Here is a 13,416-nt window from a genome sequence, read left to right as displayed (position 1 = left end):
TCTGGCCCTTGCTCGGTCAGGACTCGCTGAGCTTTTTGACAATTTGCGAGCCGCCACGCGGCACGATCATCACTTCATTGCCGGTCGCGACGATGATCAGATCGTCGATGCCAGCTGCAGAAATGCGGATCCCATCGCTGTGGATTAAATTGCCACTGCTTTCGATCAGCCGGGCTGGGCCGGTGATATGGTTTCCATTTTCGGTTTTTTCGCCGATTTCGTATAGAGCATCCCAACTTCCCACGTCCGACCAGCCCATGGCAACCGGCGCGACGGCAACGCGTTCAGCTTTCTCCATCACGGCATAATCGATGCTGTTGGAAGGGGATGCAGCGAACGCGTCCGCATCGGGATAGATTGCATTGCCCCGCCGTTCGGCCTTGTCGATCGCCATTGTTGCTGCATGCAGCATTTCGGGCGCCAGCTTTGCAAGATTTTCCAGATAGATGTCGGCACGGAATAGAAAAATGCCGCCATTCCAAGCATGGTTTCCGGCATTGAGCATTGCCTGCGCCGTCGCGGCATCCGGCTTTTCGACAAAACTGTCGACGCGGGCAACCGCGTCGGTAAGGTTTTCACCGATGCGGATATAGCCATAACCGGTTTCGGGCCCGGTCGGCTCTATGCCGAAAGTGACCATCCAGCCTTGTTCGACCAACGGCAAGGCAGCAGTGATCGCGGAATGAAATGCAGGGACATCGGCAATGATATGATCGCTGGGCATCACCAGCATCGGTGCGCCGCGGTCTGATGCGGCCAACGCAGCCAGAGCAATTGCGGGCGCGGTGTTGCGGGCGCTGGGTTCATAAATGATCCTGCCATCATTGACGCCGGCCGCCGTCATCTGATTTTCGACCAGTGCGGAGTGTGTAGCATTGGCCACGACAATGGGTGCATCGAAACGCGATCCGTCGATCACACGGCTTAAGGTCATCTGGAACATTGTCGGCGCGCCGGTCAGCGCCAGAAACTGTTTGGGCCGATCGGGCGTCGACATTGGCCAAAGCCGTGTGCCGCCACCGCCTGACAAAATGACGGGAATGATGTTCATGCATTGAATCCTAGATCAGGTGCGCAATAGCCGCAATGGACGAGTGGCAACATCGGGGACAGTCCTTAGTTCCCGCAAACGCCTGTAAATGATAGGCTTTGCGACAAAGTGTAAAATTAATCGACACTTTACCTTTGCTCTCTAGAGCTGAGGCAAGAAAGAGGTGCGTGCGCCCCGATGATAAGGCTGTTCAAGCATTATGTTCCCTATGCAGTGCTGTTTCTGGCACTGGTGGACCTGTGCCTGCTGATCGCCGCTGCAGAAACCGCTTGGGTCATCCGCGCCAACCAGATTGGCATGCAGGTCGATTATATCGGTAACCGCTTCTGGCCGTTGATCACATTTGCCGCATCTGTGCAGCTCGCCGCAGTGTCGGTTGGTGTCTATAGTCAGGAATCGCTGCAATCGTTGCGCTTTGCAATTGCGCGGTTGATTGTTGCTGTATCGCTGGGCGTTATCTTCATGGCCATTATGGCATTTGCCATGCCGGGGATGACGCTCTGGCGGTCCAATTCGCTGTACGCCATGGGGCTGGCATTCGGATATCTGGCGTTGAGCCGCCTGATCCTTGGTCGTTTGATTGGCGGCGAAAGTTTCAAGCGCCGATTGCTGGTGCTGGGGGCCGGCAAAAGGGCCCAGCGCATCAAGGATCTGGAAGCACGCGCAGGTTCGGGATTCATGGTCGTCGGCTTCATCGCGATGGACGAGGCGAAGCGGATCATTCCCGAAGCCATCAACCGTTCTGCGATTTACAATCTTGCCGATTTTGTCGTGCGCCTCGGCGCCAGCGAAGTCGTTCTGGCGCTTGAAGAGCGGCGCAATGCCTTGCCGTTGCAGGATTTGCTGCGGATCAAGACCACAGGTGTGCACGTCAATGATATTTCCAGCTTTCTTGAGCGTGAAACCGGGCGTGTCGATCTTGATAGCGTTAATCCCAGCTGGCTGATCTTTTCGGACGGCTTTTCGTCTGGCCGTCGTTTGTCGGGCATCGCCAAGCGGCTGTTTGACGTTGTTGCCAGCGCAATTTTGGTCGCGCTTACTTTCCCGATTATCCTGCTATTCGCTCTATTGGTGAAACTGGAAAGCCGTGGCCCTGCCTTTTACCGGCAGCAACGTGTGGGCCGTTATGGCGTGCCGTTCAACGTCATCAAGCTGCGCTCGATGCGGCAGGATGCAGAGGCCGAGGGCAAGGCCATATGGGCGGCGCAGGATGATCCCCGCATCACCCGTATCGGATGGTTTATCCGCAAATTTCGTATCGACGAATTGCCGCAAACCTGGTGCGTCCTGAAAGGGGAAATGAGTTTTGTCGGGCCGCGTCCCGAACGCCCCGAATTTGTGGCCGACCTTGAACAGCAACTGCCCTATTTCGCCGAGAGGCATATGGTGAAGCCCGGCATCACCGGTTGGGCGCAGATCAACTATCCCTATGGCGCGTCAATCGACGACAGCCGTCAGAAACTGGAATATGATCTCTATTACGCCAAAAACTATACGCCTTTCCTTGATCTTCTGATCCTGCTGCAAACGGCGCGGGTCATTCTTTGGCCGGATGGGGTGCGCTGACATGGGGGCCGCACTCGCCTTGGCCGGATTTTGGGGGCATGCCGCAGTCGGCTTTCTCTATGCCGCACTTGCCATTTGGGTGTTCCATCAGTTTGGCACGCGCAATCGCCAACAATTATCGCTGATCGCAGCGCTTGCCCTGACCGCCTTTTGGGGCGTGGCAACGGTGCTGGCCGGGCCATATAGCCAATGGGCATCCTTTGGTGAAACCGCGCGCAATCTTGGCTGGCTTGGCTTTCTTTTTGCACTGCTGAAAAGCGGCGAAAGCCATAAGCATCCGCAGACCATTTCGATGCTCTATGGGGCGTTGCTGCTTGTGCTGCTGATGCAGCCATTGGTGGATGCGGCGATCCTGGCGTTTGCGCCGAGCAGCGCCGCTGCTGCGGCTGCGTCGATCGAGACAATGCAATTGCTGCGCATGATTTTTGCAATCGGCGCATTGGTGCTGGTGCATAATCTATACACCGTTTCTGCGCCCGACGCCCGTTGGGGTATCCAACTGCCGATGGCGGCGCTGGCGGCGGCATGGACCTATGACCTTAACCTCAACACTATCGGCTATTTGACCAACGACCAGCCGTCCGAACTGATCGCCATGCGCGGTATCGCGTTCAGCCTTTTGGCGCCGGTGTTTGCCTATGGCACGCGGCGCAACAGCCAGTGGCGTATCCGGCTGTCGCGTTCGGTTACTTTCCAGTCGGTATCGCTGTTGGCCATCGGTGCCTATCTGCTGATCATGCTTTTGCTGGCGACGGCACTTCAACTGGTCGGCGGCACTTATGTAAGGCTTGCGCAGATCAGCCTGATCATTGGCATGTCGCTGGCGGCGATGATGATCCTTCCGTCGGGCAAGTTCCGGGCCTGGTTGAATGTCGTAATCGCCAAGAACTTCTTCCAGCACCGCTATGATTATCGCACGGAGTGGATGCGCTTTGCCGAAACCATTGGCTTTCCCAGCGATGCTGCGCCCTTCCATGAACGGGTCGTCAAATCGCTTGCCGACATTTTCGATTCACCGGGCGGGCTGTTGCTGACGCGAGACAGCGAATCCCGGCTGGTCCTGCAGGCACGTTGGAACTGGCCGACGGCCGACGTTCCGACCTATGCCGGCAATTCGCAGACGGTGCCGTTCCTGGAACGGACGGGGCATATCCTGCTGATGGAATCGGTGCGCGACGGCAGCGATTCCATGGTTGACCATAGGGCGATCCCGCAATGGTTATATGATGAGGCGCGGGCCTGGGTTGTCGTTCCGCTGGTGCATTTTGGCAGGCTTGCCGGCGTTGCCGTTCTGGCCAATCCGCCGGTCAAGCGCGGGCTCGACTGGGAAGATCTTGACATGATGCGGGTCGTCGGGCGGCAATTGGCCAGCTATCTGGCCGAGGCAACCAGCCAGGAGGCGCTGACCGAAAGCCGCCAGTTCGAACAGTTCAACCGCCGCTTTGCCTTTGTGATGCACGATATCAAGAATCTGGTCAGCCAGTTGAGCATCCTTGCGCGCAACGCCGAAAAGCATGCGCAGAAGCCGGAATTCCAGGCGGATATGATCGAGACGCTGAAATCGTCGGTCGGCAAGATGAACGATCTGCTCGCTCGTCTTTCGCAGCATAGCCAGGCGCGCCATTCTGCCATGGCGGCATTTGATGTCGAAAAGGCCGTGGGATCGGTGATCCATGACAAGCGGCTGATCTATCCGATTGAGAGCGATTTTTCGCCGGGCCTTTCCGCCTTTGCCGATCCGGGCCGGGTGGAAACGATCCTCAACCACCTCGTGCAGAATGCGATTGATGCCACCGAAGACGGCTCGCCCATCCGGGTCAGCGCGTCGCGCCAGGATGATTGGGTCGCGATCCGCGTCAGCGACAAGGGCTGCGGCATGACCGAGGCCTTTGTGGCGAACCAGCTGTTCAAACCGTTTGAATCGACCAAGCCCGGCGGCTTCGGCATTGGCGCTTATGAGGCCCGGGCGCTTGCCCAATCGCTGGGTGGTCATCTGCATGTCGACAGCCGCGTCGGCAAAGGCACGCGAATGACATTGTTACTGCCCGTGGCAGACAAGCCTGAAGACACCGCCGAAATTGAAAAGGCCGCCTAGATGCTGGAAAAACCAATGCGCAAATTGCTGGTCGTCGAAGATGATCTGGGGCTGCAGCGCCAGTTGAAATGGGCCTATGAGGATTTCGAGGTCTATTGCGCCGCGAACCGTGCAGAGGCGATGGCGATCCTGCGGATGGAGGAACCCGACGTCGTGACCCTTGATCTGGGCCTTCCGCCCGATCCCGATGGCGTGACGGAGGGTTTTGCCGCGTTGGAAGAGATATTGCGGCTGAAACCCGACACCAAGGTGATTGTCGCATCCGGCCATAATGCCAAGGAAAGCGCACTGACCGCGATCTCGGCGGGGGCGTGGGATTTTTACCAGAAGCCGGTGGACATCGACCAGTTGCACCTGATCGTGCAGCGCGCCTTCCATGTCCGCGAACTTGAACTGCAGAACCGGCAGATGCAGGAACCGGGCAAGGATGGCGAAACGCTGTTCGGTACATTGATTACCGCAGCGCCGGAGATGCTGAAAGCGGCGCGCACGATCGAACGGGTCGCCAATACGGGGGCCTCGGTCATGCTGCTGGGTGCGAGCGGGACCGGTAAGGAATTGCTTGCCCGCGGACTGCACGAAGCCAGCGACCGGCGGCACAAGCCCTTTGTTGCGATTAACTGCGGCGCGATTCCCGAAAACCTGCTTGAATCCGAACTGTTCGGCTATGAAAAAGGTGCATTTACCGGCGCGGTCAAGACAACCGAGGGTAAGGTTGAACTCGCCCATGGCGGCACGCTTTTTTTGGACGAAGTGGGCGATATTCCTCTGGCGTTGCAGGTGAAGCTACTGCGCTTTCTGCAGGAACGCGAAGTCGAACGGATTGGCGGACGCAAGCCCATAGCAGTCGATGTGCGCATCGTGTGCGCTACGCACCGCGATCTCCACCAGATGATCACCGACAAGACGTTCCGCGACGATCTCTATTATCGGCTTGCCGAGATCAGCGTTCCCATCCCGCAATTGGCAGAACGCAGCGGTGATTCCGTGCTGCTTGCCAAGCATTTCCTCAACCGCTTTGCGCGGGAGATGAATCCGGCCATCAAAGGCTTTGCTGCCAGCGCGCTAACGGCGATTGACCAGTGGCAATGGCCGGGCAATGTCCGCGAATTGGAAAATCGGGTAAAACGCGCTGTGATTATGGCTGACGGCAAATTCATCACCGTCGATGATCTGCAGTTTGATAATGTGGATGAGGATGACCGCCTGTTGAACCTGAAGGCAGCACGCGAAGCGGCTGACCGCAAGGCAATCGGCCGGGCCATTGCGCGGACTGAAGGCAATATTTCCAACGCCGCCAAGCTGTTGGGGATCAGCCGACCGACGCTCTATGATCTGCTCAAGCAATATGAGATCCATGCCTGATGCCAGCCCATCCGCGCCTCCGTTCCGCAGCTTTGCTGTCGGCGATGGCGGCGTGTTTGCTGCTGCTGCACCCGGTTTCGGCGTCTTTACCGGTTAAGGCATCACCGGCAGCGATAGAGGCCTATCAAAGTGCCGAGGGCTATTTGGCCCGACGCGATTGGCGGCCGGCGCGCGTCGAGTTGATGAATGCCGTTGCTGCCGATGGAAACTGGCCCGAAGCGCGGCTGGCGTTGGCCGAAACCGCCTTGCAGCTGTTTGACCCGATCACGGCGCGCGAACAACTGGAAAAGGTCGGCGCACTCGGCGTCCCGCGCAGCCGCTACGCCCATTTGCTTGCGCATGTCGAATGGATGGAGGGGCGGCCCGCCGATGCCATCGCAACGATTGCCGCTGACCCGGTTGACCGTCGCAATGGGGCTTATGCAGCGCGCATTCTTGGCCGCGCGCAAATGGATATGGGCGACAGCGCCGCGGCATCCGCCACCTTTGATCGGGCATTGCAAATTTGGCCCGACGATAGTCTGTTATGGACTGAAATCGGCCGGTTGCGGATGGTGATCGCCAATAAGGGTGGTGCAATAGCGGCGTTGGATCGTGCGGTTGCGCTCGATCCAGCAAATGTGCGCGCACTTGAACTGCGCGGGCGGCTGGTGCGATCGCAATTTGGCCTTGCGGCGGCCATTCCATGGTTTGAACGCGGGTTGCAGATTGATCCCAATGATGTGCCCTTACTTGAAGAATATGCCGCGACGCTGGGCGATTTGGGTCGCAATCGCGATATGTTGGCGCAGGCGCGCAGAATATTGTCGCTCGATAACCGCAATCCGCGCGCTTATTATATGCAGGCCACACTTGCTGCCCGGGCGGGCAATTATCGGCTCGCTCACCGGCTGATCGACAAGATCGCAGATGGCTATGCCGCGCTACCGGGGCCACAATTGCTGCGGGCAATCTGCGAATATGAACTCGGCAATTTCAACCATTCGGTCGACATATTGGCGCGGCTGGCGTCGGCACAGCCGCGCAACGGGCAGGTCGCACAGTTGCTGGCACGGGCGCTGCATCGGTCTGGCGATCAGGATGGCGCCCGGGCGGCATTGGTGCCGCTATTGGAAGGCAGCTATTCCAGCCGTCTGCTCGGCCGGATTGAAGAGGCGCGCGGCCGGCGCGATCTTGCCGCCGGGCCCTTGGATGCGGCCTATTTTCCGTCTGCGTCGCAAGGCCGGCTGTTGCGGGAAAGCACGCCGCCTGCTGCCGCAGCGCAGGATGCGGCTCGCAACCCGGCAAGTGCACCGGCCGTGATCCCGCATATCCGTCATCTGCTTGGCAATGGCCAAATAGCAGAGGCGCGCTCGGCGACAGCCCTGCTGGTTCAGGGCAATGATGGCGTTGCCGACGCCCAGATATTGGCGGGTGATATTGCTCGGCTGGCTGGTGATGATGGCGCCGCGATCAGCGCCTATGAAAAGGCACGTGCGGTTCAGTTTTCGCGCGGCGTGATGCAGCGGCTGGCCGCAGCCTATCGGGCTGAGGGGCAAAGCCAGAAAGCCGGAGACGTTATCGCCGCCTATCTTGCCTATAATCCCAGCGACATGATTGCTGCGCGCATGCTCGGCTATCATTTGATCGATCGCGGTGATTGGGCAGGGGCCTTGCCCTGGTTGCTGAAGGCGCGTTTGCGCATCGGTTGGGGGGATGCCGCGCTCAATGCCAATATCGCGCGGACGCTTTCAGGGCTGGGGCGCAATGCAGAGGCGCTGCGCATGGCGCGGTTGGCCTATCGCGCCGATCCGGCAAATGCGATGACCACCCGTGTCTATGGAAATATGCTGCTCAAGTCGGGAGAGGCGCGGGCTGCGCGCGATCTGTTGCGCAAGGCGGCCAAATTGATGCCCGAGGATCGCGAAGTCGCGGCCGAATATAAAGCCGCGATTGCCACCGAGCGCTAAGCGAGTTCGAGCAGCTCTTCAGGGCGGATGCCGGCAAGTTGCATTTGCGCGACAACACCGGGCCAGATATTTTTCAGGAAATTGTCGCGCTCGGCATTGCGCAAACGGGCCACGGCGCCATTGGCAACAAACAGCCCGACGCCGCGCTTCACCTCTACAAGGCCATCATCCTGAAACAATTGATAGGCCTTGGCGACTGTTAGCGGATTGGCCCCTTGCTGCGCCGCAAAAGCGCGAACCGAAGGAAGCATATCGCCCTCGCTGAAACGGCCATTGAGGATGGCCGCGGCGATTTCGTCGCGCAGTTTCAGATAGACGGGTTTGCTATCGACTTTCATGACCACCTTACTGCCATAACACAGTAGGGCGCGTCAAGTTTCCGGCCTTAGGGAAAAGACCTCACCATGGCTGCAAATTCAGGGCGCGGCCGTTCTTCCAACGGCTGCCCCGGGCTGCCAATATAGAACAGGCCGGCAATGCGTTCGCTGCCTTCGCAAAGCGCGGTGCGGACAGTTTCATCATAGGTAATCCAACCGGTGAGCCAGGTGGCGACAAATCCATGCGCTTGCGCCGCGTGGATCAGGTTCATGCCGACTGCGCCCGCACTCAGCATCTGTTCCCATTCGGGAATCTTTGCACTTTCTTGCGGGGCGTAAAGCAGGATGACCAGCGTTGGTGCCTGATGCGCGCCGGCTATCGCGGCCTCGACCTGCGCAGCGCGGGCGTCGGGATTGGCGGCAAGGAAGGCGCGTTCCAGCAGGGCAGCATAAGCCTGACGGTCATTCACCTTCACAAAACGCCATGGAAATAACTTGCCATGGTCGGGCGTGCGCATGGCAAGGGTGAGGATGGCGTCAAGCTGTGCAGCATCGGGGCCGGGCGCGACCATATCACGCGGTTTGGCCGAACGGCGGCTGGCAAGATAGGCGGGCAAGCTGGATCGATCATTGAACATGACCCAACCGTTCGTCGAAAAGCAGTAACAAGCGCAACAAAATTCTTCACAGACCCGATTTTTCAGTTAGGTGTCGGATCAGGGAAACAGGCGGCGAAGACCGCCTATTCAAAGATTCTCGAGGGGATTGCACATGGGTCTGAAAGACATTGCGCTTTGGCAGGAGCAGGACTGGATCACAGCGATCGCGGCTGCGGTGCTGGGTTTCTTCCTGCTTGGCGGGGCATATATCGCGACGCGCAAGGAGCCGGAATTTGCCGGCCATCCGCGCGGTCTCTACGTTCTCTTTTTCGCAGAGATGTGGGAGCGTTTTTCCTATTATGGGATGCGCGCGCTGCTTATCCTTTACCTTACAAAGCACTGGCTCTTTTCCGACGGCCAATCGAACCTGATCTATGGCGCCTATACCAGCCTTGTGTACATCACGCCGGTTCTTGGCGGTTGGCTTGCTGACCGGTATCTCGGCCAGCGTAAGGCGGTGGCATTCGGTGCGGTCCTGCTGACCTTCGGCCATGTTTTGATGGCATTTGAAGGTTTGGCGGGCGTTACCGACCCGTTGGTGAAACAGGCGGATCCCGCGATCAACATATTCTGGCTGGCGCTGGCCTTCATCATTGTGGGCTCGGGCTTCCTCAAGGCCAATATCTCGGTGATTGTCGGTCAACTCTATCCGCGCACCGATGTGCGTCGCGACGGTGCCTACACCATCTTCTATATGGGCATTAATGTGGGCGCCGCGATCGGTACGATCTTTGCCGGTTATCTTGGTGAAACCTATGGCTGGTCCTATGGCTTTGGCGCAGCCGGTCTCGGCATGTTGCTCGGCCTGATCGTCTTTGTGTTCGGCAAGCCGTTGCTGATGGGCCGCGGCGAAGCGCCGGCACCTATGACCAAGTCGACCGAATATGGCATTTATGGCGTCGGCCTTGCCGCTGTTGCCGGTATCTGGCTGCTGATCCAGTATCAGGGCTTTTATGGCTGGTTGCTGCTTGGCCTTGGCGTGCTGTTGCTCGGCTATGTGCTGCTCCAGTCGTTCAAGCTGGATGTAGAGGCGCGGCACCGCATCTATGCCATTCTCTTCCTGTTGGCGTTGCAGCCCCTGTTCTGGGCGCTGTTCGAGCAGGCCGGTGGTAGCATGAACCTGTTCACCGACCGCTTTGTCGATCGTCAGGGCGTGCCGGCGTCGATCTTCCAGTCGATCAATCCGATCTACATCATCTTGCTGGGTCCGGTCTTTGCCGGCCTGTGGGTGTGGCTCGGTCGACGTGGGCTGGAGCCTTCGACCCCTGCCAAATTCGGTATCGCGCTGGCGCAGATCGGCTTTGCCAACCTCGTGCTCGTCTGGGGTGCGAACAGCGTTGGTTCCGATACGCTGGTGCCGGTGTTGTTCATCTTCGCCTTTTACCTGTTCGCCACCACGGCAGAGCTGTGCCTCTCGCCAGTCGGGCTGTCGGCGATGAACCGGCTTGCGCCAGCGACCATGGCGTCGCTGATTATGGGGGCTTGGTTCTTCGCGACTGCGGGCGGAAACTTCCTAGCTGGCGTCATCGGCGCGGCAACGGGTGGCCATGATGGTGAAATGACCCGTGAGGGCCTGATCAGCGTCTATGAACAGATCGGCTATATCACCATTGCCATCGGCGTGGTCGTGCTTCTGGTATCACCGCTGGTGAAACGCCTGATGCACCTCGACACGCTTAAGGACGAAGACACTGCAGAAGAGAAGGCAGCGTAAGCATATGAAGAGCAATTTCCGCTGGTCGATCCTGGCCGCTCCGTTGGCGTTGGTCGCCTGTTCGAACACCAGCGAGGCGCCCAAAAGTGCCTCGGCTGTGCCGGCAGAAAAGCCGCTCACGCTTGACAAAAACCCCTATCCGTCGACCTACAAGCCCTATCCGGGTGTGGCGACGGCGATCCGCAACGTCACCATCTTTGATGGCGAAGGCGGGCGGATCGAAAATGGGGTGGTCTTTTTCGCCAATGGCAAGGTCAGCGGCGTCGGGGGTGCGGATACCGCCATTCCCGAAGGCACGACGATCATCGATGGCACCGGCAAGGTTGTGACGCCGGGCATCATCGACATCCACTCGCATCTGGGTGACTATCCCACCCCCTCGGTCGAGGCACATAGCGACGGCAATGAAGCGACCAGCCCGACAACCCCCGAAGTCTGGGCCGAACATAGCATCTGGCCGCAGGATCCCGGTTTCAGCCGCGCGCTTGCCAATGGCGGGGTAACGTCGCTGCAGGTTCTGCCAGGTTCGGCAAATCTGATGGGCGGCCGCACGGTCGTGCTGAAAAATGTCTATGCCCGCACGATGCAGGGGATGAAATTCCCGGGTGCTCCTTATGGCCTGAAAATGGCGTGCGGTGAAAATCCGAAGCGCGTTTATGGCGCGAAAGGGCGCATGCCTTCGACGCGCATGGGCAACCTTGCGGTTAATCGCCAGACCTGGATCAAGGCACAGGATTACCGGAAGAAGCGTGATTCCGGCAAGGAATTCACCCGTGACGTTGGCATGGAAACGCTGGCAGGCGTCCTGGACGGCGATATCATGATCCAGAACCACTGCTATCGCGCCGACGAAATGGCGATCGTCCTCGATATGGCGAAGGAATTTGGCTATAAGGTATCGACCTTCCACCATGCCGTGGAAAGCTATAAAATTGCCGACTTGCTGCGCGAAAATGGTGTGTGTTCGGCAGTATGGGCCGATTGGTGGGGCTTCAAGATGGAGGCCTATGATGCCATCCCCGAAAATGCCGGGATCCTGCAAAATGCCGGCGCGTGCACGATCATCCATTCCGACGATGAAAACCAGATCCAGCGACTGAATCAGGAAGCCGCCAAGGCGCTGGCCAATGGCCGCCGCATGGGTTTCCAGATTTCGGACGCCGATGCCATTCGTTGGCTGACCTATAACCCCGCCAAGGCGCTGGGCATTGATGCAATGACGGGCAGCCTGAAGCCCGGCAAGATGGCCGACGTCGTGCTGTGGAACGGCAATCCGCTGAGCGTTTATAGCCGTCCTGAAAAGGTCTGGGTCGATGGCGCGCTGCTGTTCGATTCCAACAATCCGAAGCGGAGGCCCGTCAGCGATTTCGAGCTGGGCCAACCGGGTGAGGGAGACGTGAAATGAAGCGTTTCCTTCTCGCAACCGCAGCTTTGATTGCTGCAACCACAGCCGCCCATGCCGAAACCGTTGCCATCACCGGTGGCAAGCTGGTGATCGGCGATGGTTCCGCACCGATTGAGGGTGGAACCGTGCTCATCCGCAACGGCACCGTTGTCGCCGCCGGCGCCAATGTTGCCATTCCCGCCGATGCCCGCACTGTCGATGCCCGCGGCAAATGGGTGACGCCCGGCATTTTTGCCGGCTTCAGCCGTGTCGGCCTTGCCGAGGTGGATGCCGTCAATGGCACCAATGACAAGAGCGGCGGCCGCAGCGGTTTTTCCGCAGCGATCGATATCGCCCCTGCCATTGATCCCTTCCGTTCGCCCATCGCAGTAAACCGGACAGCGGGCGTCACGCGCGCTGTTGTCGCACCCGAGGGCGGCCCCAGCATTTTTGCCGGCCAGGGTGCCATTGCCGATCTGGGTGCCGATGCTGAACCGGTTACCCGCGCACGGGCATTCCAGTTCGCCGAATTTGGTGAAGAAGGAGCCGAAGTTTCGGGTGGTAGCCGTGCGGGAACGCATCTGCATTTCCGCGCGATGCTGCGCGAGGCGCAGGATCATGCTGCAGGCAGCGATGCCTTTGACGATGATCTGCTGAAAAAGGAAGACGCCCGTGCACTGCAGTCGGTGCTGCGCGGCGAAACCCGCCTGCTGATCCATGTCGAGGCAGCGAATGACATGCTGCGTCTGATCGACCTGAAGCGCGATTTTCCTGCTGTGAAGATGGTGTTCGTCGGCGCAAGTGAAGGCTGGCGTGTTGCCGACAAGCTGGCCGCTGCGGGCATCTCTGTGATCGCCTCTGCGCTCAACGATCTGCCGGCAACCTTTGAGATGTTGGGCGCAACGCAATCCAATATTGGCCGCATGAAAAAGGCTGGCGTCAAGGTCGCCATTGGCATGATCAACGACCGGGATTCGCACCAGTTGCGCTACACACCGCAATATGCAGGAAACCTTGTGTCGCTGCAAAAGGTGCCCGGTGCGACCGGTCTGAGTTGGGACGAGGCATTTGCTGCGATCAGTTCGGCTCCCGCCGAAATCATGGGCGTGGCTGATCGTCTCGGCAGTTTGAAAGCCGGACGCGCGGCTGATGTCGTGGTCTGGGATGGCGATCCGCTTGAACTTTCAAGTGCTGCCACTACGGTGTTTATCGACGGTGTCGAACAGCCGCTGGGTAACCGACAGGATCGTTTGCGCGATCGTTATCGCAATCCGGCCGAAGGGAGCCTGCCCAAGGCGTACGACTACTGATCCCGA

General features: G+C 58.9%; 10 protein-coding genes. 7 read left to right on the top strand and 3 right to left on the bottom strand.

The genetic code is table 11. The features are described from left to right. Positions 1-16: 16 nt before the first annotated feature. Positions 17-1,051, bottom strand: coding sequence for a mannose-1-phosphate guanylyltransferase/mannose-6-phosphate isomerase (locus tag RSE16_11190; GenBank protein ID WRH75266.1), 1,035 nt, complete (start codon positions 1,049-1,051; stop codon positions 17-19). Positions 1,052-1,228: 177 nt separating this feature from the next. Between RSE16_11190 and RSE16_11185 the strand changes: the two genes are divergently transcribed. The 4 genes from RSE16_11185 to RSE16_11170 are packed head-to-tail and all read left to right on the top strand — an operon-like array spanning position 1,229 to position 8,026. After that, the gene (locus tag RSE16_11185; protein ID WRH75265.1) at positions 1,229-2,617 is read left to right on the top strand and encodes a TIGR03013 family PEP-CTERM/XrtA system glycosyltransferase; all 1,389 of its coding nucleotides are present in this window, start codon (positions 1,229-1,231) and stop codon (positions 2,615-2,617) included. A gap of 1 nt (position 2,618) precedes the next feature. Next, entirely contained in the window at positions 2,619-4,712 is a 2,094-nt protein-coding gene (gene prsK, locus RSE16_11180; GenBank protein ID WRH75264.1) for a PEP-CTERM system histidine kinase PrsK, read from the top strand. Then, positions 4,713-6,077, top strand: coding sequence for a PEP-CTERM-box response regulator transcription factor (gene prsR, locus RSE16_11175; protein ID WRH75263.1), 1,365 nt, complete (start codon positions 4,713-4,715; stop codon positions 6,075-6,077). It abuts the gene before it with no gap. Continuing rightward, positions 6,077-8,026, top strand: a complete 1,950-nt coding sequence (locus tag RSE16_11170; GenBank protein ID WRH75262.1) for a tetratricopeptide repeat protein — start codon at positions 6,077-6,079, stop codon at positions 8,024-8,026. Before prsR ends, RSE16_11170 begins: the two co-directional genes overlap by 1 nt. Here the strand turns inward: RSE16_11170 and RSE16_11165 are convergent. Both RSE16_11165 and RSE16_11160 read right to left on the bottom strand, forming a co-directional pair. Then, entirely contained in the window at positions 8,023-8,364 is a 342-nt protein-coding gene (locus RSE16_11165) for a GntR family transcriptional regulator (GenBank protein ID WRH75261.1), read from the bottom strand. The two genes, RSE16_11170 and RSE16_11165, sit on opposite strands and share 4 nt — an antisense overlap. Before the next feature lie 47 nt (positions 8,365-8,411). Further along, on the bottom strand, positions 8,412-8,981 hold the full coding sequence (locus RSE16_11160; GenBank protein ID WRH75260.1) for a nitroreductase: 570 nt from the start codon (positions 8,979-8,981) through the stop codon (positions 8,412-8,414). A 139-nt stretch (positions 8,982-9,120) separates the two neighbouring features. Between RSE16_11160 and RSE16_11155 the strand changes: the two genes are divergently transcribed. The 3 genes from RSE16_11155 to RSE16_11145 are packed head-to-tail and all read left to right on the top strand — an operon-like array spanning position 9,121 to position 13,410. Continuing rightward, on the top strand, positions 9,121-10,716 hold the full coding sequence (locus RSE16_11155) for a peptide MFS transporter (protein ID WRH77350.1): 1,596 nt from the start codon (positions 9,121-9,123) through the stop codon (positions 10,714-10,716). Between the two features lie 4 nt (positions 10,717-10,720). Beyond that, positions 10,721-12,121: an amidohydrolase gene (locus RSE16_11150; protein ID WRH75259.1), complete on the top strand. Its 1,401-nt coding sequence runs from the start codon at positions 10,721-10,723 to the stop codon at positions 12,119-12,121. Further along, positions 12,118-13,410: an amidohydrolase family protein gene (locus RSE16_11145; GenBank protein ID WRH75258.1), complete on the top strand. Its 1,293-nt coding sequence runs from the start codon at positions 12,118-12,120 to the stop codon at positions 13,408-13,410. Before RSE16_11150 ends, RSE16_11145 begins: the two co-directional genes overlap by 4 nt. Positions 13,411-13,416 lie beyond the last annotated feature (6 nt).

The organism is Sphingobium sp. (assembly GCA_035196065.1).
Lineage (GTDB): Bacteria > Pseudomonadota > Alphaproteobacteria > Sphingomonadales > Sphingomonadaceae > Sphingorhabdus_B > Sphingorhabdus_B rara.
Note: the sequence above shows the minus strand (reverse complement) of the source record. Positions and strands in the feature narration are given on the sequence as shown.